This is a genomic window from Microbacterium maritypicum MF109 (assembly GCF_000455825.1).
GTDB lineage: Bacteria > Actinomycetota > Actinomycetes > Actinomycetales > Microbacteriaceae > Microbacterium > Microbacterium maritypicum_A.
The window spans coordinates 234,342-254,410 of sequence record NZ_ATAO01000217.1 but is presented as its reverse complement, the minus strand read 5'-3'; the positions used below and the strand labels follow the sequence as shown (position 1 = coordinate 254,410).

At 68.6% G+C, this 20,069-nt stretch carries 19 protein-coding genes; 10 read left to right on the top strand and 9 right to left on the bottom strand.

Going from position 1 to position 20,069, the window contains the following annotated elements; genetic code table 11:
- Nucleotides 1–52 precede the first annotated feature (52 nt).
- The 3 genes from L687_RS0122085 (at nucleotide 53) to L687_RS0122080 (ending at nucleotide 1,242) form a co-directional block, all read left to right on the top strand.
- On the top strand, nucleotides 53–403 hold the full coding sequence (locus L687_RS0122085) for a hypothetical protein (RefSeq protein WP_021201286.1): 351 nt from the start codon (nucleotides 53–55) through the stop codon (nucleotides 401–403).
- Nucleotides 404–466: 63 nt separating this feature from the next.
- The gene (locus tag L687_RS39050; protein ID WP_021201285.1) at nucleotides 467–721 is read left to right on the top strand and encodes a hypothetical protein; all 255 of its coding nucleotides are present in this window, start codon (nucleotides 467–469) and stop codon (nucleotides 719–721) included.
- Complete coding sequence (locus L687_RS0122080; protein ID WP_323131868.1) at nucleotides 718–1,242, top strand: BLUF domain-containing protein; 525 nt, start codon at nucleotides 718–720, stop codon at nucleotides 1,240–1,242. Before L687_RS39050 ends, L687_RS0122080 begins: the two co-directional genes overlap by 4 nt.
- Nucleotides 1,243–1,368: 126 nt before the next feature.
- On the opposite strand, the gene L687_RS39045 is transcribed toward L687_RS0122080, so the two are convergent.
- Genes L687_RS39045 through L687_RS39035 form a run of 3 tightly spaced genes read right to left on the bottom strand, consistent with a single transcriptional unit; the run spans nucleotide 1,369 to nucleotide 7,083 of the window.
- Entirely contained in the window at nucleotides 1,369–1,986 is a 618-nt protein-coding gene (locus tag L687_RS39045; RefSeq protein ID WP_021201283.1) for a TetR/AcrR family transcriptional regulator, read from the bottom strand.
- A 25-nt stretch (nucleotides 1,987–2,011) separates the two neighbouring features.
- Nucleotides 2,012–4,192, bottom strand: a complete 2,181-nt coding sequence (locus L687_RS39040; RefSeq protein ID WP_021201282.1) for a YhgE/Pip domain-containing protein — start codon at nucleotides 4,190–4,192, stop codon at nucleotides 2,012–2,014.
- Nucleotides 4,189–7,083 (bottom strand): YhgE/Pip domain-containing protein, encoded by a 2,895-nt coding sequence (locus L687_RS39035; RefSeq protein WP_021201281.1) that lies wholly within the window; start codon nucleotides 7,081–7,083, stop codon nucleotides 4,189–4,191. The genes L687_RS39040 and L687_RS39035 overlap by 4 nt, the downstream gene beginning before the upstream one ends.
- Nucleotides 7,084–7,202: 119 nt before the next feature.
- Between L687_RS39035 and L687_RS39030 the strand changes: the two genes are divergently transcribed.
- The gene (locus tag L687_RS39030; RefSeq protein ID WP_021201280.1) at nucleotides 7,203–8,030 is read left to right on the top strand and encodes an SDR family NAD(P)-dependent oxidoreductase; all 828 of its coding nucleotides are present in this window, start codon (nucleotides 7,203–7,205) and stop codon (nucleotides 8,028–8,030) included.
- A gap of 133 nt (nucleotides 8,031–8,163) precedes the next feature.
- On the opposite strand, the gene L687_RS43185 is transcribed toward L687_RS39030, so the two are convergent.
- Nucleotides 8,164–9,180 (bottom strand): GNAT family N-acetyltransferase, encoded by a 1,017-nt coding sequence (locus tag L687_RS43185; RefSeq protein WP_021201279.1) that lies wholly within the window; start codon nucleotides 9,178–9,180, stop codon nucleotides 8,164–8,166.
- Between the two features lie 2 nt (nucleotides 9,181–9,182).
- On the bottom strand, nucleotides 9,183–9,494 hold the full coding sequence (locus L687_RS39025) for an NIPSNAP family protein (protein WP_021201278.1): 312 nt from the start codon (nucleotides 9,492–9,494) through the stop codon (nucleotides 9,183–9,185).
- A 77-nt stretch (nucleotides 9,495–9,571) separates the two neighbouring features.
- Between L687_RS39025 and L687_RS39020 the strand changes: the two genes are divergently transcribed.
- From L687_RS39020 to L687_RS39010, 3 genes are all read left to right on the top strand, one after another.
- A complete protein-coding gene (locus tag L687_RS39020; RefSeq protein WP_021201277.1) occupies nucleotides 9,572–10,465 on the top strand; it encodes a formylglycine-generating enzyme family protein in 894 nt (297 codons plus the stop codon).
- A gap of 85 nt (nucleotides 10,466–10,550) precedes the next feature.
- On the top strand, nucleotides 10,551–12,050 hold the full coding sequence (locus L687_RS39015; protein WP_021201276.1) for an arylsulfatase: 1,500 nt from the start codon (nucleotides 10,551–10,553) through the stop codon (nucleotides 12,048–12,050).
- A 164-nt stretch (nucleotides 12,051–12,214) separates the two neighbouring features.
- Nucleotides 12,215–13,423 (top strand): MFS transporter, encoded by a 1,209-nt coding sequence (locus L687_RS39010; RefSeq protein ID WP_167540720.1) that lies wholly within the window; start codon nucleotides 12,215–12,217, stop codon nucleotides 13,421–13,423.
- A gap of 15 nt (nucleotides 13,424–13,438) precedes the next feature.
- Here L687_RS39010 and L687_RS39005 read toward each other — a convergent pair whose 3' ends face one another.
- The 3 genes from L687_RS39005 to L687_RS39000 are packed head-to-tail and all read right to left on the bottom strand — an operon-like array spanning nucleotide 13,439 to nucleotide 16,766.
- Entirely contained in the window at nucleotides 13,439–14,653 is a 1,215-nt protein-coding gene (locus tag L687_RS39005) for an LCP family protein (RefSeq protein WP_021201274.1), read from the bottom strand.
- 59 nt (nucleotides 14,654–14,712) lie between these two features.
- Complete coding sequence (locus L687_RS41995; protein WP_021201273.1) at nucleotides 14,713–16,104, bottom strand: sensor histidine kinase; 1,392 nt, start codon at nucleotides 16,102–16,104, stop codon at nucleotides 14,713–14,715.
- Nucleotides 16,101–16,766 (bottom strand): response regulator transcription factor, encoded by a 666-nt coding sequence (locus L687_RS39000; RefSeq protein ID WP_021201272.1) that lies wholly within the window; start codon nucleotides 16,764–16,766, stop codon nucleotides 16,101–16,103. The genes L687_RS41995 and L687_RS39000 overlap by 4 nt, the downstream gene beginning before the upstream one ends.
- A gap of 144 nt (nucleotides 16,767–16,910) precedes the next feature.
- On the opposite strand from L687_RS39000, the gene L687_RS38995 reads away from it, so the two are divergent.
- Both L687_RS38995 and L687_RS38990 read left to right on the top strand, forming a co-directional pair.
- Nucleotides 16,911–17,291, top strand: a complete 381-nt coding sequence (locus L687_RS38995; protein ID WP_021201271.1) for a hypothetical protein — start codon at nucleotides 16,911–16,913, stop codon at nucleotides 17,289–17,291.
- 28 nt (nucleotides 17,292–17,319) lie between these two features.
- A complete protein-coding gene (locus tag L687_RS38990; RefSeq protein WP_021201270.1) occupies nucleotides 17,320–18,201 on the top strand; it encodes a hypothetical protein in 882 nt (293 codons plus the stop codon).
- An 8-nt stretch (nucleotides 18,202–18,209) separates the two neighbouring features.
- Here the strand turns inward: L687_RS38990 and L687_RS38985 are convergent, their stop codons facing one another.
- Entirely contained in the window at nucleotides 18,210–18,605 is a 396-nt protein-coding gene (locus tag L687_RS38985) for a winged helix-turn-helix transcriptional regulator (RefSeq protein ID WP_031208053.1), read from the bottom strand.
- Between the two features lie 101 nt (nucleotides 18,606–18,706).
- Here L687_RS38985 and L687_RS38980 point away from each other — a divergent pair, with 101 nt between their 5' ends.
- Nucleotides 18,707–20,068, top strand: a complete 1,362-nt coding sequence (locus L687_RS38980; protein ID WP_167540719.1) for an MFS transporter — start codon at nucleotides 18,707–18,709, stop codon at nucleotides 20,066–20,068.
- The last annotated feature ends 1 nt before the right edge of the window (nucleotide 20,069 follow it).

Sequence of the window (20,069 nt, the reverse complement as noted above, 5' to 3'; positions counted from 1 at the left end):
GGTCCGCACAACCCCCTTGGGGCCTGCCCCGCGTGATGGCACCGTCGAAGACATGAAACTCGTATCGTACGCAGGCCAACAGGTGGTCACGACGGACGACGTCGCCGAGGCGCTCGTCGCTCTCGCCGCCGCCCTCGCGAGTGAAGGGGAGTCGGCGGCTCTGCGGCTTCCCATCGTGGTGGACGGGAAGAAGGACTCCGCTGACCTGATCGTCGGCGTCGGCAACGATCTGCTCGTCGGTCCGCAGACCTCCGACGGCGATGACCCCGACTTCTCCGAAGACGCCGCCCAGATCCGCATGCACCCCCTGTTCCCGCAGCGGACCCCCGGCGACGACGAGGACGACGGCGGATTCGGGATTCCCGCGGTCGACATCGACATCGAGCACGGTACCCGCGCTTAGCGCACCCGCGGGGCCGCTGTAAAGGGGAGCGCGGTGAGCGCGCCGCACGCATATTCTGCTGGGGTGCCGCACTCTGCCCCACCTGATCATGACGTCCTCTGGGCGTGCGTCGAGGAGGGCTTCCACGTCGGGAGCCGCCGCGGCGACTTCCTCGGATATGTCGACAGGCAGGCGGGCGGCGCGTATCGCGCGTTCGACGCCCGGTCCCGTATGCTCGGCGACTTCGCGACGCTGGCAGCAGCCACGAACGCGGTGGAGCAGCTGACGGGGGAGCCCTCGCCGACGGTCCACGACGGTGAGCAGGGGGTGGCGCTGTGAACGGCGGCACGGCACCCGGGTTGATCTCCTTGGTGTACACGAGCACCGCGTCTCAGCCGCTTCGCGCGACGGCTCTCGAGCATCTGCTGACCGTGTGTCGACGTCTCAATCTTCGACGGGGCATCACCGGGATGCTCCTTCACCGGGAGGGGCGGTTCATTCAGGTGCTGGAAGGGAATCCGGACACCGTGGCGCGCGTGCTCGAGAGCATCCGAGGGGATTCCCGACACCATGGTCTGCGGGTGCTCCTGGAGGAACCGATCCGCGAGCGTCGGTTCGCGGACTGGACCATGGGGTATCGGCCACTGCAGCGCCGCGCGAGTGCTCCCACCGGGTACCGGGACTCCTTCGCAGATCTGGATACGGGATCGGATGTCGGCACAGCGGTGAGAGCGTTGACCGAGCTCACGCTCTGGTTCCGTGTGCGCGCGGATGATCGGTCCTCATCGTCGGTGGAGACGGACCCGGATGAGGTCCTGGATGAGGACGGGGTGCCGCGGCACGACGACGCGATCGTCTGAGCGGTCACGCGTCCGGGTCGGGCGGGCCGGGAACAGTCCCTCGGCCCTGCTCCAGAGCCCCGCACTGCGCGCAGATCTCGGTGTCGCAGATCTCGGTGTCGCAGCTCTCGGTGTGGGACGCAGGGTTCAGTCCTGCGCGAAGACCTCGGGGTGCGCGGCGATGAGCTCGGCCTGCTCGGTCCATGAGAGGCCCACGATGCTCAGCACCACGCGGACGACGGTCGAATCGGCGTCGGTCGTGGTGAGCCGCAGTTCGCGCAGCGTTGCTCTGGCGGTCTCCTCGATGAGGAAGGCGAGCAGATCGGCCGGCATGTCTCCCCGGAACGCCCCCGAGTCCACTCCGACGCTGGTCAGATCGCGGATGCGGCGACGCAGCGGCGCCAGGGCGAGCACCGTATCGGCCAGATGCGCATCGTCGAGGGCGATGTTGGCCGAGGCGCGCACGGCGGAGGCCTCCCGCCACAGCCGCGTCGCCATCCGTGCCAGGGTCACCCGGGGGTCGGACTCGTCGGTCGTCTCGGCGATCGCGTTGAACCGCTGCGCACCGACCGCGATCACCTCGCGGAGCAGGCTGTCGCGGTCGGCGAAGTGTCCGTAGACGGCGCGGCGGGTGAGGCCTGCCGCCTGCGCGATGACATCGAGCGACGCCGTGGGGTTGGTCGCGAGCACCGACTGCGCCGCGCGCAGCAGGGCTTCCCGGTTGGCCAGGGCGTCGCGTCGACGCGGCGGGTTCGGTGCGGTCACTTCGGGTCCTTCGGGGGCGCGGGGATCAGGACATCAGCTTGGTCGACGCGAGCGCCTCGACCAGTTTGCGGTTGTAGGTCATCAACGGACGCCGCAGCACGAGTCCGAGGAGCAGCGCCGGAACGATGAACAGCGCGAGTGCGCCGAGCGCCCACCAGAAGTCGGCCTGGTAGACGCCGGCGATCGCCGATCTCACCATGTTCACGGCATAGGTCGCGGGGAGGAAGGGACTGACGCTCTGGAACCAGTCCGGAAGCAGCTGCAGGGGGTACGCACCGCCCGACCCGGAGATCTGGATCACGAGCAGCAGCACGGCGAGCGCCTTGCCCGCGTTGCCGAACGCGACCACCGCCGTGTACACGATGAGCGTGAACACGGTCGAGATCGCCCACCCGGCCAGGATCAGCAGAAGCGGATGCGCGGGTTCGATCTGGACGAAGAGGATCAGGCCGAGCGTCAGCAACGTGCTCTGCGCGAGACCGACCAGACCGAAGATGCCGTAGCGGCCGAGGTACTTCTGCGTCGGCGTGAGTTCGGGGCGGTCGGGGAGCGTCTCGGCGTTCAGATCGACGCGGATCGTCACCGTCATCAGAAGGGCACCGACCCACAGGGCGAGGATCATGTACAGCGGGGCCATGGCCGCACCGAACCCGGCCACGGGGAAGACCGCGGTGCGATCGAGGCGCACGGGCTCGGCGAGCGACGTGGCCAGCACACCCGGATCGGCGCCGATCAGCGCGCTGAGATCGCCGGTGTCCGCGGCCTTCGCGATCGACTGCTGCACGGTGTCGAACCTGTCGGCCAGGGCGTTCAACGATGCGGACAGCTGCGTCGTGGCCTCCTGCGCTCGCGACAGCGTCGACAGCACGGAGTCGGATGCTCCGGACAGCCCGGAGGTGATGCCGGACAGGTCGGAGCGGATCGCCGACACATCGGACCCGATCTGCGTGAGCGTGGACGACAGGGCGTTCAGCTGCGCCTTCAGCCCGTCGTCGTAGGTGCTCCGGGCGTCGGCGATCGCCTTCTTGGCCTCGGCGATCGCCGCCGTGATCTCCTGGTGCGAGCTCTGTGCCGAGTCGTTGCCGGCCGCGATCTCGGTCGCCGCAGTCTGCAGGCGCTGCTGCAGCGCCTGCTGCCGCGCGATCGCCTCGTCGAGTCGGCTGATCACGGCGTCGAAGTCGGGCTGGGCGGATTCGGGAAGGTTCGGTCCGACCTGCGTCACCAGCGTGTTCTTCACCGCGGCATACTGATCGATCTGCTGCTGCACGCGCTCCGCGAGCGTGGTGATCGCCTGCACCTGGCTGCCGCTGAGCGAGGCGGCACCTGCGTAGAGCTCGTCGATGCGCTGGCCCACCGCGTCGTAGCTGTTCGATGTGGCCGCGAGGGCGTCCGCCAGCGACTGCGCCGCCGTCTGCAGGGTCGATTTCAGCGTGCTCGCCGCATCCACTCCGCTGCCGAGAGCGCCCGAGGTGTCCGAGAACGCGTCGCCGGCCTCGTCGACCAGGGCCGACGCGCTGTCCAGCAGCGGTCGGCTCGTCTCGAGCAGGGCCGTGAACGTGTCGGCCGTGCGCGCGCCCGAGCGCAGCTGAGCGCCCACGCTTCCCAGTCGAGTCTCGATGCGCGTGAGCGTCGCCTGCGTGTCTTCATCGGTGAGGTAGTCCGACATCGACGAGACGAGGCCGAGCGCCACGTCGCCGAGTGTCTCGGCGAACGTGTCGCTGATCGCGGACGACACCCCCTCCGCGCCCTGGCCGGTGATCTTCGGCGCCAGGGCGTTCTTCTTCTCGTTCGTGTAGAGCGCGATGTGCGTGCGGTCGCCGCCGTCGGCGTAGAACGTCAGCATGTCGGCGCTGAACGTCTCGGGCAGCACGATGGCGGCGTAGTACTCGCCCGACTTGGTCCCATCGATCGCGTCGTGCTCATCGGTGATCACCCAGTCGAGCTGCTCGTTCCCGCGGAGCTGGGAGAGGACCTGCTCGCCGACGTTCACCCGGATCGGGACCAGGTCGCTCTCGTACCCGGCGTCGGTGCTGGCGACGGCGATCTTCAGGTCCTTGGTGTTCGCGAACGGGTCCCAGCTGGCGATGACGTTGAACCAGGTGAACAGGGAGGGGATGACGACCAGGCCGAACAGGACGATGCACGCCATCACGTTCTGGGTCGCGTGACGCATGTCGCGGGCCGTCAGGTGCAGGATGTCCTTCACGCGCGGTCCTCCCCTTCTGTGGGCTCGTCGTCGGCGGGCTCGTCGTCTGCGGTGGGTGCCTCTTCCTCCGGGGGGAGCGGGTCGTCTGCCGCCTCGGTGGCGGTCGCTTCCTCCGTCGGCTCGGAAGCCGCGGGGTCGGCCTCCGGTTCCGCTTCCGTGTCGCCGGTGGTCTCCGACTGTGCTTCCGGATCGAACCACTCCGTGAGCAGTGCGTCGGCCTCGGCGCCGGCGAGCGGCGCCTCGGAGGTGTCCCGGTCATCCGCCTCAGCGGGTGCGACCGGTGCGACCGGGGCGACCGGTACGTACGGGACGGTGGCGGACGACTCATCAGCCGTGGGTCGCAGAACCGCTGCAGGGCCGGCGGGGCCGGCGAGAGCGAGCTGGCGCAGTTCGGCGTCGTCGAGAGCAGCGACCTCTGCGCCGTGCTCGAAGCTGTGCTTGATGTACTCGATGGCCACGAGGAACCCGATCACGAGCAGTATCCAGAGGGTCCACAGTCCCAGCAGCAGCGCTTTCGATCCGGGGAGCGCCCAGGTGAGGACGCCGAGAACGACGAGCCCCGCGACACCCGTGAGCACTGTCGCCTTCAGCAGCGTCGGGTAGCGGCGTGTGAACGGCTCGGCCCGCCGAGCGAGGTCGTCGCGGTACTCGGCGCGGTTCGACAGCGCCCGGATGACGTCGGTGAGCCGGTATCCGCTGCCGACGACCTGCACCTTCTCGCCGATGAGGAGGTCGGTCGAGAGCACCTGCCGGTTGAAGAGCAGGGTGAAGTTCGCGAGGCGGCGACGCAGGACGAGTCCGAGGAGGAAGGCGAGGGCGACGAACACGGCGAGGGCGCCGAGGAAGCGCCAGTAGTGGCCGTCGTAGAAGCCCCCGATCGTCTCCCGCATGGCGTCGATGCCGTAGGAGAAGGGGAGGAGGGGATAGATCGCACGGAAGAATCCGGGCATCAGCTCGATCGGGTACAGGCCGGACGCACCGGGGATCTGCATGATCACCAGCAGGATGCACAGACCGCGGCCGACGTGCCCGAACGCGACGCAGAGGGCGTAGATGATGCTCACGTACGCGAGGGCGATGAGCACACCGGTGCCAACGAACGCGGCGGCGCTCACGGTCTGCACGCCGATGATGAGGTTTCCGATGCACACGATCAGCGCCTGGCCCACGGCGAGCGTCGCGAAGAGGAAGAAGCGGCCGAAGTAGGCCTCGCGCACCGTGACGCCCTCGACGCCCTCCGTGTCGACCTCGACGCGGAAGATCACCATCAGCACGAAGGAGCCGATCCACAGCGAGAGGTTCGTGAAGAGCGCGGCCATCGCCGACCCGTAGGTGTCGACCGGGAACACCAGGTGCTCGTCGACCTCGACCGGAGAGGAGATGAACTGGGCGATCTGCTCGGGTTCCAGATCGGTCAGGGTACCGAGCAGGCCCCATTCGGATGCAGCGTTGAGCGCGACGACGTCGGTGCGCGACGTCTGCAGACCCTGCTCGATGCCCGCGAGGTCGTTGTCGAAGCTCTCCAGTGCCGACGAGGTGGCGACGAGTTGCGAGTCCAACCCTGCCAGCAGTTGATCGGCCTGTGCGAGGACGCCCTTCTGCGCGTCCAGCGCCCCTGAGAACGATCCGACGCTCGCCGACAGCTGCGACATGGCGCTGTTCAGTGAGGGGACGGTGCGGGTGAGGATGTCGCGCATCGCCGATGAGGCGTCGCGGGTGTCCTGCATCGCCTGGTCGACCGCGTCGGCTGTCGCCTGAACGGAGCGCACCGTGTCGGAGGCGGCGGTCTTGAGGTCCTTGAGGTCGGCGAGCAGCTGCTGGTCGGTGGCGTTGCGCTGCTGCAGCGAGGCGATGACCTCGGTCAGGCGCTGCTTCGTGTCCTCGCTGAGGTCGGTGTCGTCCAGGAGCGCCTGCAGCCGGGCGACCGCCGCCTCGTTCGCCTTCAGCACGTTCGAGACGTCGTCGATCCCGGCGTCGATGCGCACCCCCGCCTGCTCGAGGCTCTGGGTGAGACGGGTGATCGAGACGTTCGCCTTCGATGAGACGTCGGCGAGCAGCGTCGTGCCCCGCAGGAACGCGGTGGTGGCACTGTCGCTGAACGCGATCACCTCCTTCTGCGTCTCCGCGATGATCGACTGCGTCTGGGCGAGCGACTTCTGCACATCGCCGAGCGTCTTGTCGACGTCGCCGAGCGTGTTCCGTGCGGACGAGAGCGTGCCGCGCGAGGAGGCGAGCCCGTCCTGGGTCTCGGCGAGGTTCTCGCGGGCCGAGGCGAGTGTCTGTGTCGCCTGGTCGAACGCATCGAGGGTGTTGTCCCTCGCGTTCAGCAGCCGCAGCTCGGTGGAGTCGCCGACGTCCTTGAGTGCGTTCGTCGCCGCGAGTGCCACCTGCTCCTTGAACGCGCTCGTGACCTGCTTGTCGAGCTCGGAGGCGCCGACGTCGGTGATCTTCGGCGCGATCGCCCCGGCCTTCTCGTTGACGTAATACTGCAGCGACGGCTGCGTGAAGTCGCCGCTGGTGATGCTGAGCAGGTCTTCGCTGAATGCGGCGGGGATGACGATGGCCGCATAGACGTCGCCCTTCTTCACGGCCTCCTGGGCCTCGTCTTCGCCCATGAAGGTCCAGCCGAGCTGGTCGTTGTCCTCGAGCTGCTCCGTCACCTGCGCGCCGATGTCGATGTGGCCGGTGAGGTCGGAGGTGGCGCCCTCGTCGAGGTCGACGACCGCCACGCGGATGTTCGCTGTGTGGGCGTAGGGGTCCCAGAACGCGTTGATGTTGAACCATGCGTACAGGGCAGGGGTGATGAGCACCCCGATGATGATGATCCACGCTTTGGGGACGCGGGAGAGTCTCTTGACGTCGCGCTTGTAGACCCGCCAGCTCTGTTTCACAGGACGAGTTTACACATTACGTGCACATCAACGTGCAAGTTAGCTGGAAGCGGGTGCATGCGTCAGTCCAGGGTCGTGACCGTCAGGGGATTCCGGACCGCGGGTCGTAGAGTCGCCTGATGAACGACATCGCACTGATCACCGGCACCTCGTCCGGAATGGGACTCCACGCCGCCGTCGAACTGGCACGACGAGGCCTGCACGTCGTCGCGACCATGCGCGACACCGGGAAGGCCGGGGCGTTGCGGGACGCTGCGGCCGAGGCGGGCGTCGAGGTCGACGTGCGCGCCCTCGACGTCGTGGATCATGCGGCCGCGGCCCGGCTGGTGGCCGAGATCGAGGCGGAGCTCGGCGGCATCCGCGTCCTGGTGAACAACGCCGGACAGGGGAACGTCGCCACCGCCGAGCAGCTGACGATGGAGCAGATCCAGGCGCAGCTCGACATCAACTACCTGGCGCCGGTCAACCTCGCCAAGCTCGTGCTGCCGGGGATGCGCGAGCGTGGCAACGGCCGCATCCTCACGGTGACGAGTGTCGGCGGGGCGGTCGGCCAGCCGTTCGCCGACGCCTACTGCGGGGCGAAGTTCGCCGTGGAGGGCTTCATGCAGTCGCTCGCGGTGGTCGCCGAGCGCTTCGGTGTCGGGATCAGCGTGATCGAGCCAGCCGCGGTCGCCAGCGCCTTCGTCGAGAACGCGATCCGGCCGGAGAGCGGTGGTCCCTACGGTTCGCTCCTGGATGCGTACATCGCGCGCAGCACCGGGGCCTTCGCGAACGCGCAGTCCGCCGAATCCGCGGGGGCGGCGATCGCGGCGGCAGTCCTCTCCGACGAATACCGCTTTCGCTGGCAGAGCTCGGAGGGGGCGACGCGGTTCGTCGGCGTCTCGCTCGCCGACACCGACGGCAGCGGCGTGCTCGGCTTCACGCGATCGTGGATCGCGGCGGGCTGAGCACTCCGCCCGCACGCGCTCGTCGATCGCGCGCGGTCGCCGGTCGGGCCTCGTCTTGACCGCAGCCCGGCGCCGGCACCTCCGACCCGGCCCCGCCGGTACTTCCGAAGGACCCGCGTTGGAGCAGCGGCGATCAGCGGTCGCTCTCCAGGGCGAACGTGTTGCCATCGGGGTCTGCGAACCACACGATCCGCCCTCCGCCGGCCCTCGCCGTGATGCCCCGAGCGTCGTGGCTCAGTCCGTCGTAGCGCAGGAAATCGACGCCGTTCGCCGCGAGTGCGTCGACGACCTGATCCAGGTCGTCGACGTACCAGGTCGCGACGGTCGCGTGCGAGGTGCCTGCGGTCGTCGACTGATAGACGTGCAATGCCTCGTCGCCGCCTGAGCGATAGACGCGACTGCCGCCCGAGATCCGCGCGCTCGGGCCCGACCGTGCCAGGGGGAGCCGCAGAGTGCCCTCATAGAAGGTGACGGCGCGGTCGATGTCCGACACGGCGACGGACGCGTGCAACGGGAAGTCGCTCAGGGGCCGCGGAACCGCGGTTCTCTCGGGGCGATCCGCGATGTCAACGGCTTCGGGAGCGGCGGGCCGCTCGTCGGTGCTCAAGACCGACATGAGGATCGAGTCGACCCACTCGCCGTCCCAGAACAGCGTGTCGCGTTGGCGGCCCTCGTACCGGAACCCTGCCTTTTCGTAGGAGCGCTGCGCGCGGGGGTTGAACGAGAAGACGTCGAGACTCACGCGGTGAAGCCCGATGCGGTCGAACGCGTGATCGAGAACGGCGCGGGTCGCCTCGGTGCCGAAGCCGCGCCCGAGCCGGCCGGGATTCAGCGCGATGCGGAAGTTCATCGACGCATCGTCCGGCTCCAGCTCGTTGAGGACGATCTCGCCGACGTACTCCTCGGAGCCGAGCTCGATGATCGCCCAGTCGGCGCGGTCGTCGCGGTCGGCGAGGGAATCGAGGTGTCGCACCACCGCCTCGCGGGTGAACACCTGACGCGTGCCCGTGAGCCGCATGCTCTCGTCGTCGAGCAACCCTTCCCACACGCCGTCGAGGTGGGCGACGCCCAGGGGTTCGAGGCGAAGTCGCGGGGTCGACAGCGTGGCGACGTCCGTGAGCGCCGAGACGTCGACGGCCGGCGGGTTCATGCCTACACCCCCTCGAAGACCGGACTGAGGAAGCGGCGCTCATAGCGGCGGATGCACCGCGTCCTGCGCGCGAAGTCGAACGCCTCGACGCACTCCGGGTCGGTCTTCGAGGCCGTCCGGTAGACCTCGTACTCCGCGAGGGACGGGAAGGTGAACAGGGCGAAGGCCTCGTCGCTGTCGCCTTCGCTCGGCAGGAAGTAGCCGTGGTGGGTGCCGCCGTGCTTCTCCACGAGCCGGATCCAGGTGCGCCCGTACTCGGTGAAGTCGTCCAGCTTGTCGGGGTCGATCTCGTAGCGCAGATGAACGGTGATCATGCGGATGATCTTTCCAGATCGGTCCGGATGTCGCAGAGCCCGGACACTACGCTGAGCACGTGACGAACGCGCGCGATATGGTCCACATCCCGGGCGGGACCTTCCTGATGGGGTCAGACGACTTCTATCCCGACGAGCGCCCGGCGCACCGGCGTGAGGTCGCTTCGTTCTTCATCGACCGCTACCAGGTGACGAACGCACAGTACGCCGAGTTCGTCGACGCCACCGGGTACGTCACCGTCGCCGAGCGCGAGCTCGATCCTGCCGCGTTCCCCGGCGCCGATCCCGCCGATCTCGTGCCGGGCGCGATGGTGTTCACACCGACCTCCGGGCCGACGAACCTGGGCGATTGGCGCAATTGGTGGCGCTGGCAGCCCGGCGCGTACTGGCGTCGTCCGTTCGGACCCGACTCGACGATCGACGATCGCCTGCAGCATCCGGTCGTGCATGTCGCGTTCGAAGACGCGGTCGCCTACGCCGACTGGGTGGGGATGCGGCTGCCCACCGAAGCCGAGCACGAGTACGCGGCACGCGGGGGAGTGGACGGCGCCCCCTTCGCCTGGGGCGACGAGGCCTACCCGGGCGGCATCGCCCAGGCGAACTCGTGGCTCGGACGTTTCCCCTACGACAACCAGGGCGTGGGAGGTACGGCGCCGGTCGGCTCGTACCCCCCGAACGGCTACGGCCTCTACGACATGATCGCGAACGTCTGGGAGTGGACGACCGACTTCTACACCCCTCGGCACATCCGCCTCTCCGACACCCCCGTCGACGCCGGCAAGCGCACCAACCTGCTCGCCGTCGCCAGCGCGCAGGAGGGTTTCCCCGACATCCCGCGCCGCGTGCTCAAGGGTGGGTCGCACCTCTGCTCACCGGACTACTGCCTGCGCTTCCGCCCGGCTGCGCGCTCGCCGCAGGCCGAGGACACCGGTATGTCGCACATCGGATTCCGTCTCACCCGCTCCGAGTGAGGCGCCCTGGGCGCAGCCGCGAGAAGGTGCTTGGCTTCGAGCGAGGGCGATCGCCCCGTCTCACGCGTCGAAGCAAGGAGTCGTCATGGCTGACAAGCCCAACATCCTCATCATCTGGGGCGATGACATCGGCATCAGCAACCTGAGCACGTACTCAGACGGCCTCATGGGCTATCGGACGCCGAACATCGACCGTATTGCCGACGAGGGTGTGAAATTCACCGACTACTACGGCGAGCAGAGCTGCACCGCGGGGCGCGCGGCCTTCATCACCGGCCAGAACCCGTATCGCACCGGACTCACCAAGGTCGGGATGCCGGGGGCGAAGCTGGGTCTGCAGCCCGAAGACCCCACGATCGCCGACGCGCTCAAGCACCACGGCTACGCCACCGGTCAGTTCGGCAAGAACCACCTCGGTGACCGTGACGAGCATCTGCCGACCGCGCACGGCTTCGACGAGTTCTTCGGCAACCTGTACCACCTCAATGCCGAGGAGGAGCCGGAGCACCCCGACTATCCGACCGACGAGGAATTCCCGGGCTTCAGTGAGAAGTTCCGCCCGCGGGGTGTGCTCCACTCGTGGGCGAACGAGGACGGCACCCAGCGGATCGAGGACACCGGTCCGTTGACGAAGAAGCGCATGGAGACCGTCGACGAGGAGTTCCGCGATGCGGCCGCCGACTTCATCCGCGCCCAGGCCGAGGATGATACGCCCTTCTTCGTCTGGTTCAACTCGACGCACATGCACTTCCGCACCCACACCAAGGAGGAGAGCAAGGGGCGGGCCGGGCGTTGGCAGTCCAACTATCACGACACGATGCTCGACCATGATGACGTCGTGGGGAGTCTGCTCGACCTGCTCGACGAGCTCGGGCTCGCCGAGAACACGATCGTCATGTACTCCACCGACAACGGCCCGCACATGAACAGCTGGCCGGATGCGGGTATGACCCCGTTCCGCAATGAGAAGAACTCCAACTGGGAGGGCGCGTACCGCGTGCCCGCGATGGTCCGCTGGCCCGGACACATTCCCGCCGGTACGACGCTCAACGGCATCGTGAGCCACAACGATTGGTTCGTCACGCTGTTGGCCGCCGTCGGAGACACCGATATCGCCGAGCGGCTGAAGGCGGGAACCGAGCTGCACGGCACGGACTTCACGGTGCACCTGGACGGGAACAACCAGCTGGACTACATAACGGGTGCCGTCGAGCACAGCCCACGTCGACACTTCTTCTACGTCTCGGACGACGGCGACCTCACGGCGCTGCGCTTCGAGAACTGGAAGCTCGTGTTCCTCGAGCAGCGTGCCGTGGGGACGCTGCAGGTGTGGCAGGAGCCCTACATCGAACTGCGCTTCCCGAAGCTGTTCAACCTCCGCACCGATCCATACGAGCGTGCCGACATCACATCGAACACCTATTGGGATTGGGTGCTCGACCACGTCTTCCTGTTCGTCCCGGCACAGGCGTACGTCGCGCGGATGCTGCAGACGCTCGTCGAGTTCCCGGCACGGCAGGAATCGGCGTCGTTCACGATCAACCAGGTAATGGCGAAGCTGGAGTCGACGGCCGGCAACTCCTGACCGTCTTCCGCCCGCGTCCCCCCTCGATAGCATTGCCGTTTCCCCCTTTCGTACGGCAATGAGGATGGTTCCGCGTGGCGGCTCGGCAATCAGGAACCGCGGACCCATCGGGCAGCCCCGTTTCCGCCTCGCGCTACATCCTCCGCTCGAGGTTGTTGCGCGGCGTGTTCGTCAGCCTCGTCATCTCCGGAATCGGGATCTCGGTCACGATCCCGCAGATCACCCTGTTCCTCGTGGGGGAACTCCATCTCTCGACGGCGCAGGCCGGTCTCTACTTCCTGACCAACCTCACCGCTCCGATCGCCGGGTATCTCGTGGGCTCGCTGTCGGACCGCGCCGGCTCGCGACTGCTGGTCTTCCGCCTGTCCGCGCTCGCCGGCTTCCTCGGTTGGGTCCTCATGGCCGTCGCGATGCAGGCGTGGATGCCGTTCGCCATCAACATGCTCCTGTTGAGCACGGCGGGTGCCGGTGCGGCGCAACTGCAGGCCGCGGTGAGAGACGAACTGAATCGGAGATCGACTCCGGCGGACAACGAGGTCGTCGCGGTGATGCGGATGGCCATGGCGTTCGGGTGGATCGTCGGCCCGGTCATCGGCGCCGTGCTCGGCGCGGTCATCGGCTTGCGTCCCCTGCTGCTGGTCACAGGACTCTGCGTGCTGCTCTCGCTGGTGCCGCTGATCGGGGTGAAGACCGACTCGGCGGCCGCGCGCAGGGCGCCGTCGACGCCCATCCGCGAGCCCGGTGGCGCCGCTCCGGTCTCGGTCGCGCCGCCCGTGCCGCATCCGCGTTCGATGCTCCCGCTGCTCGTCTTCACCGCGATCTACGTGCTCATCATGTGCGGTGAGACGGTCAAGCTCGCCTACCTGCCGCTGTACATGGACGGTGAGCTCGCCGTCGATGCCGGGGTGCGCGGTGCGATCATCGGCTTCCAGCCCCTCGTCGAGCTGCTCCTGATGCCGTTCGCCGCGAGACTCGCGACTCGGTACGGGACCACACGCGTCCTCTTCGTCGGCGCCCTGATGGCGGTCGCCGCCCACATCTCCTACGCGTCCGCCGGTCTGATCGCGCCGCACATCGTCCCTCTCATCGTCGGACAGGTGCTCATGGCCGGTGTGATCGCGACGTTCGGCGTGCTGGGCATCACGGTGGCTCAGCGACTGGTTCCGGCACGTGTGGGCATGGCGACCAGCGTCTTCATGAGCTCCTATGCGATCAACGCCGCGGTCGGCGGCTTCGTGGGGAGCATCGGCTCGCTGTGGCTGGGCTTGCCGCAGCTGTTCTGGATCCCCGCAGCGATCTCCGCGATCGGGGGAGTGGCGCTGATCATCCTCAACATGCGGGTGCCGCTGGATCCGCCTGACCGCACCCGCTGAGCCGCAGTCGCGACGCTATCCGGAGTACGGGCGCACGCAGGTGTCCTGCGCCGCACTCTGCCCGTCGATGTTCCCGGGCAGGTTCTCGGGCTGCGTCTCGGTGTCCGGCGGGGTCGTCGGCTCGTCGGGATCAGCGGACGGCGGGGCGCTCGGAGCCGACAGCTCGCTGCCACGGCCGGTGTGGTCGGCGCTGATGTTCACCGTCTCGCCGGCCTTCACCCGTTCCATCAGCACAGCGGCGGCCTGCTCGTCGGGGACCACGCGGTCGCCCGCGGGAAGGTGCGGGTACGACACGAATGCGATGTTCTCGAGGGGGAGGTCGCTGAAGACCTTCGCCATCGACGCGAGCGTTCCCAGGTCGGCGAGCGGCGTGGAGAGGGTCATGTTCCGCGTCGCGGCATCGGCGATCCCGTACAGCTTCACCGGGTCCGTCAGGGTCGACTGATCGCGCAGCGTGCGCACGAGGGACGACAGGAACACCTGCTGGGTCGAGATGCGGGCGAGATCACTCCCGTCGCCGACGCCGTATCGGGAGCGCAGGAGCGCCAGGGCCTGTTCTCCGCTGAGGTCGTAGGTCCCCGCTGCGGGGATCTCCAGCCCGGAATGCCGATCATGGATCGGGCCGGCGAAGCAGATGGGCACGCCGCCGACGGCGTTGGAGGCGTCGATGACCCCGGTGAAGGTGATCTCCGCGGCATAGGCGAGGTCGATCCCGGTCAGCGCCGTGACCGTGGAGGCGACGCACCCCAGTCCGCCGCGGGCGAGGGACTCGTTGAACTGCACCCGGTGACCGGCATCCCAGGTCTTCCCGGAGTCGGGGTCGGTGCATGCGGGCATGTCGACGAGCAGATCGCGCGGGAAGGAGATCACGGTGGCCGCGTCGTGCGACTCGTTCACGTGCAGCAGCAGCGTCACGTCGTTCCTGCTGCCTTCGACGTCGCCGCCCTCACCGTACTGTGCCCCCTGCCCTGCGCGACCGTCGGAACCGACGAGCAGCACGTCGAACTCGCCGTCGAAATCCGCGACGACGGGTGGCTCGTCCGTGCGTGCGGGGTGCAGGTCGACCGTGGTGACGTTCTGCGACAACCGGATCGCCGCGACCGCGACCGTTCCTCCGCCGATGACCAGGACGGCGATTGCGGTCAGGGTGAGGAAGCGCCGCAGGCGTCTCCGGCGCTGTCCGCTCGGAGACGCCTGTCTGCGCGGAGAAGGGGACGGGGGAAGACTCATGGGCACGACCTCTCGACATCGGCGAACGGCCAGTGTCGAGGAGGAATGTCACACGAGTGTCACACGCGGGGCATGGTCACACGGAACGTCGCCCCGGGAGACCGGACCAGGAGTGTGAGGTCTCCGCCGAGGAGCCGTGCGTTGTCGCGGGCGATCGCGAGACCGAGCCCCGTTCCCACCCCGTCGGGGCGCGAACGGTCGGTGGTGACGAAGCGGTCGAACACCCGCTCCGCGTCGGCCTCGGCGATGCCGGGGCCCTGGTCGCCGACGTCGATGTGCACCGCGTTCCCGTCTTCGTGCACCCGGACGGTGAGGGGTGGTCGCCCGTGCCTGGAGGCGTTCGTGAGCAGGTTCGCCACCACGGTGTGCAGCCGGGCGGGGTCGGTGTGGATGCGGAGATCGGGGGAGACCGACACCTCGACGTGATCGACCCCTGTCGCGTCGATCACGTCGTCCAGCAGATCGGGGAGAGAGACGGTCGTGCGGTGCACGCGCGCGACCCCGGCGTCGAGGCGGGAGAGTTCGAGCAGGTGCTCGATCAGCGAATGCAGGCGGCGGGTTCCGGTGCGTACGACCGCGGCGGCGACCGCCCGCTCCTCCGCCGTCGTCTGCTCGTCGTCGTCGTCGAGGAGTTCGTCGACCGCCATCATCGACGTGAGGGGCGTGCGCAGCTCATGGGCGACATCGCTGACGAGCCGTCGGGACTCCGCTTCCCGGCGCTGCAGCTGCGCGATGGTGGACCCCAACTGTTCGGAGGAGAGGCGAAGAGCGTCGGCCACCCGGTCGACGTCGTCGAACGACGGTTTCCACGCCGGTGGCCCCTCGCCGGACCCGACCGCCTGCGCGGTGTCGACCAGACGGCGGAGCGGGCGTGTCAACGCTCCGCCGAGCAGGCGTTCGAGCAGCACGACGAGCACCACCACGCCGCCGCTCAGGAGCGCCCCGGAGATGACGAGCTCCCGCACCTGCTCCCGCTGCGGCTCCATCGAGTACGCCGTGACCACGGCGAGTCGGGCGTTCGGGTCCTGGGGGAGATCGTCCCGCACCACGGAGACGAAGAAGACATCGCGTCCTTCGAGCGTGGTCATCAGCGACGTCAGGTCTCCGGAGCGACGGGTGTCGTCGATGGCGAGCGCATCCGGCACCTGGTCCGGCCGGAGCTCGCCCGCGCTCCGGCCGCTGTCGAGGTCGATGATGACCGTCTCGCCGGGAAGGATCTCGGCGTAGTACTTCCAGGTGTCCTCGGGGGACCCGGTGGAGATGGACGTGAACAGGGCGTCCGCGGTGGTCGAGAACTCGTCGAGCAGCCCCTGTTGCCGGGATTCGTAGACGATCCGTCCCGCGGTGAGCACCACGACCCCGGTGACGAGGACCGACACCGCGATCGTGCTGCCCACGAGGGCGAGCGCGATCGCCGCACGGAGGGTGGGGCGACGACGACGTGCGGTCATCGCAGCCGGTATCCGATCCCGCGGATGGTCTCCAGCTGCGGCGTCGAGACCTTCGCTGCGGTCAGTTTGGCACGCAGCCGCTGGATGGCGGTGTCCACGACCCGCGGGGTGTCGGGCGGCGACTGCGCCCAGACCGCATCGATCAGTCGGGAGCGGCTCAGAGCGTGTCCGTCATTCAGGGCCAGCTCATGGAGGAGCCGGAACTCGGTGGCGCTCAGCGGGAGGGGCTCGCCGTCGGCCAGCGCCTCGGCGGAGTCCTCGTGCAGTTCGAGCGACCCGACACGCAGGGGCTCCACGGTGAGGCGGGAGCTGCGACGCAGAACCGTCCGCAGGCGTGCTTCGAGCACGGTCACGCTGACGGGCTTGGCGATGTAGTCGTCGGCTCCGGCGTCGAGGCCGACGACGACGTCTGCATCCTCGTCTCGCGCGGTGAGCATCACGGTCGGGAAGCCCCATCGGGTGCGGATCTCTCGGCACAGCGAGAACCCGTCGCCGTCCGGGAGCATGACGTCGATGATCGCGACATCCGGGACGATGAGTGCGGCGAGCCGGCGGGCCGAGGCGACATCCTCGGCTGTATCGACGGTGTGGCCCCGGCGTCGCAGGGCGGTCGTGAAACCGAGGCGGATCTCCGCATCATCGTCCACGAGCATGACCTTCATCAGGCGCCCACCTCCTCGGCCATCGCGCGCTTGCGATGATAGACGGGGGCGCCCGTGCACATGCTCCATGCCCGCGGTCGCACGCGCCGCAGGAGATCGCACGCGGCGCAGGAGGCCGTCAGGCGGACCGGCTACCCTCGTGGCATGCGCCGAATCGTGGTCCTCCCCGTCGTTCTCGCTGCCGGACTCGCCGCCGGGCTGCTCGCCGGGTGCTCGCAGGTGACGCAGATGGCCGGCGACGCCGTGGGCATCGACGTCCAGGCGACCTGCACCACGATCGACGACGCCTACGGGCAGTACCAGACGCTGCTCGATCAGGGCGAGGTATCGGCGGAGCAGGCCGATGCCGCCCGCGATGAACTCGTCGCATCGCTCGAGGGGCTCGCGTCGAACGTCGACGGACAGCTGGGCGACCTGATCCGCTCGGGCGCGACCCAGATCGGCGGCATGACCGACCTGCAGGCTCCGGAGACGGTCGAGGCCATCGAGCAGCTCAAGAACTCGGCCTCGGCGTTCTGCGGCTGATCCTCCGGCCTGTGAGACGATGCCGGAGATGAGCACTGCGGCTGATGACGAGCTTCGCGCCCTCCGGGCCCGCGCCTATGGTCCGACGGCGGACATCGAGAACGATCCGGCCGCGCTCCATCGCCTCCAGCAGCTGGAGGCGATGAGGCAGCCGAAGCCCGCTGCCGACGATGCTGTCGCGGCTGTTCCGGAGGTCGTCCGGCAGCCCGAGCCGGTTCTGTCGGTGGCGTCCGGGCGGGGAGAGGCGCGGCTCGGGAGAGGCGCTCCGGAGGCGCGTGACGATGCGCTCGACGTGTTCGACGGCGCCGCCACCAGCAACGCCACCGGCATCGGCTCCGGCGCCGAACCGCCCGAGCAGGCCGCCCCGAAGGAGGAACCGGCCGAGCGTCTGGCGGCCTGGTTCTCAGTGCGGACCACCCGGATCCTGTGGGTGGTCGCGATCGTGGCTGCAGCCGCGGTGTCGGCGGCGATCACGTTCGCGCTCGTGAAGATCTCGCCCGTGGCCACCTCGTCGGGGGCTCCGCAGATCGCCACGCTCGAATCGACGTCGACCCTGGAGATTCCGGCCGGGTGGATGGGGGCAGGACCGAGTTCGGCGGTGTTCGACTTCTACGGGCTGGCTCTCGTGGAGAGCGCCGGTGGATACTACAACGGCTCTGTCGGGTCGAACTGTCTCACGGTCTTCCGTGCGGACCAGGTGCCCGCGAAGGACGAGTTCGACGTCTCCGAGGGCTGGAGCTACGACGGACCCATGTACACGGGGTGCGCCGTGGGCACGTTCCCCGTGACCGTCGAGGTGCCGTTCGACAGCAACGCTCCCAAGGAGCTGAGTGAACGCTTCCCTTCAGGGACGGCGCTGCAGTTCGTGTACGACGGTGAGCGCGTCGGGGTCTTCCTCGACAGCGAATAGGCGACGGCCTAGGCGACGACGGCGTCCCGGTCGTCGGGTGCGCTGGCGATCGTCGCGGCCCGCTGCTGTTCGGCGTACTGGGTGCCCCACCGTGTGAGCTCGAGGAGCAGCGGGGTGGCGCTCGTGCCGAGTGCGCTCAGGCGGTACTCGACCTTCGGCGGCACCTGCCGGTACACCGTGCGGGTGATGAGTCCGTCCTCCTCCAGCTCGCGCAGCTGGCGGGTGAGCACGCGCGCGGTGGGGTTCTCCAAGAGGCGCCCGAGTTCTCCGAACCGCAGCACCTCGTGCTCGCCGAGAAGCGTGAGGATGCTCGGCTTCCAGGCCCCGCCGAGGACCGCTATCGACACCTCGGCGTCGCATGACTCCGACCAGTCGCGCACGATCCGCTCGGTCTTCTCCCTCATCGCACCCTCCTCGTGCCGGTCGTCCATAGTATCCATAGTGTCAGTACGTGACAGGAATGACCGTACTTGCAGCTTCTGTCTGTACTTTACAGACTGAACACGTGCCTTCCACCCCCACCGTGACCGCTGCGCGTTCGACCCTTCGTCTCTGGTTCGCGATGGTGCCTCTGCTGCTCGGGATCCTGATCGGCGCGCTCACCATCAGCAGCGTCTCCACGGCGCTTCCGGCCATCCGCGGCGAGCTCGCCCTCAGCGACACCGAGGGTCTCTGGCTCGCCGACGTCTACGCGCTCTCGCTCGCAGCGACGCTCATCCTCGCGGCGCGGATCGGCGACGCCTTCGGGCGGAAGCGGATCGTGCTGATCGGCCTCGCCGGATTCGCGGTGCTCAACGCGGTCGGCGGATTCGCGCAGAGCGGACTGCTGCTCATCGCGGTCCGGGCGCTCCTCGGCGTCGCCGAGGCGTTCGTCGTCGCCGGCGTGGTCGCCACGATCGGTGCGAAGTACCACGCCAGGGAACGGGTGCTGGCGTATGGGCTGTGGACGGCGACGTTCGGAGTGGGCAGTGCGCTGGGACCGGTTCTGGGTGGGTTCCTCGCGGAGGGGCCGGGATGGCGCTGGCTGCTGCTGGGGAGTGTGCCCCTGGCAGTGCTCGCCGGCGTGCTCGCCCTCTGGCTGGTACCCGATTCCCGCAGCTCCCGGGCGCCGTCATGGGATCTTCCGAGCATCGCCACGTCGATCGTGGCTCTCGGCGCGCTCGCCTTCGCCCTGCACGAGGCGCTCGTCGCCCCCGTGCCGGCGGGGATCGCCGCAGTGGTCGCCGTCGGCAGCCTCGTGTTCTTCGTCCTTCGCCAGCGGAGGCTGTCCGAACCGCTCATCGACATGCGCCTGTTCGGGATCCCGGGATTCAGTCCCGCCATCACCCGCATCCTCGTCGCGAGCGGCGTCTCCTCGGCATCCGTGCTCCTGGTGAGCCTGCACCTGCAGGACACGAGAGGATGGAGCGCCGCCGAGGCCGGTCTCGCGATCCTCCCGCAGGCGGCAGCCATCGCGATCGGCGGAGTGATCGCCCCGATCGCGCTCCGCTGGGTGCGGGCCGAAGCGCTCACCGTCGGTGCGCTGCTGCTGCAGGCCGGCGGAATGGCGTGGCTCTTCACCGATCCCGAGGTCGTCGCCGCGCCGCTGGCTCTCGTCGGCTTCGGCTTCGGCATCGGGGCGACGCTCGCGGCCACCGCGCTCTTCGATGTCACCACCGAAGACGACGCCGGTCAGGTCGGCGCGATCCAGGAGGTCGGCTTCGCGCTGGGCGGCGGTCTCGGGATCGCGGTTCTGGGAACGATCGCCGCGGTGGTCGTCGGCGGCTTCACCACGGCGGTGCTCGTCGCCGCGATCGTCGTGGTCGCCGCTGCCGTGATGCCGCTCGTCCGTCGCCGGACCGTGGCTCCGCAGCGGTCGATCGGCTGAC

What these genes read in the sequence shown, in the direction of transcription:
- L687_RS0122085 (WP_021201286.1), top strand. Translation starts at nt 53, where the DNA reads ATGAAACTCGTATCGTACGCAGGCCAACAGGTGGTCACGACGGACGAC.
- L687_RS39030 (WP_021201280.1), top strand. Translation starts at nt 7,203, where the DNA reads ATGAACGACATCGCACTGATCACCGGCACCTCGTCCGGAATGGGACTC.
- L687_RS43185 (WP_021201279.1), bottom strand. Translation starts at nt 9,180, where the DNA reads ATGAACCCGCCGGCCGTCGACGTCTCGGCGCTCACGGACGTCGCCACG.
- L687_RS39025 (WP_021201278.1), bottom strand. Translation starts at nt 9,494, where the DNA reads ATGATCACCGTTCATCTGCGCTACGAGATCGACCCCGACAAGCTGGAC.
- L687_RS39020 (WP_021201277.1), top strand. Translation starts at nt 9,572, where the DNA reads ATGGTCCACATCCCGGGCGGGACCTTCCTGATGGGGTCAGACGACTTC.
- L687_RS39015 (WP_021201276.1), top strand. Translation starts at nt 10,551, where the DNA reads ATGGCTGACAAGCCCAACATCCTCATCATCTGGGGCGATGACATCGGC.
- L687_RS39005 (WP_021201274.1), bottom strand. Translation starts at nt 14,653, where the DNA reads ATGAGTCTTCCCCCGTCCCCTTCTCCGCGCAGACAGGCGTCTCCGAGC.
- L687_RS41995 (WP_021201273.1), bottom strand. Translation starts at nt 16,104, where the DNA reads ATGACCGCACGTCGTCGTCGCCCCACCCTCCGTGCGGCGATCGCGCTC.
- L687_RS39000 (WP_021201272.1), bottom strand. Translation starts at nt 16,766, where the DNA reads ATGAAGGTCATGCTCGTGGACGATGATGCGGAGATCCGCCTCGGTTTC.
- L687_RS38995 (WP_021201271.1), top strand. Translation starts at nt 16,911, where the DNA reads ATGCGCCGAATCGTGGTCCTCCCCGTCGTTCTCGCTGCCGGACTCGCC.
- L687_RS38990 (WP_021201270.1), top strand. Translation starts at nt 17,320, where the DNA reads ATGAGCACTGCGGCTGATGACGAGCTTCGCGCCCTCCGGGCCCGCGCC.
- L687_RS38985 (WP_031208053.1), bottom strand. Translation starts at nt 18,605, where the DNA reads ATGAGGGAGAAGACCGAGCGGATCGTGCGCGACTGGTCGGAGTCATGC.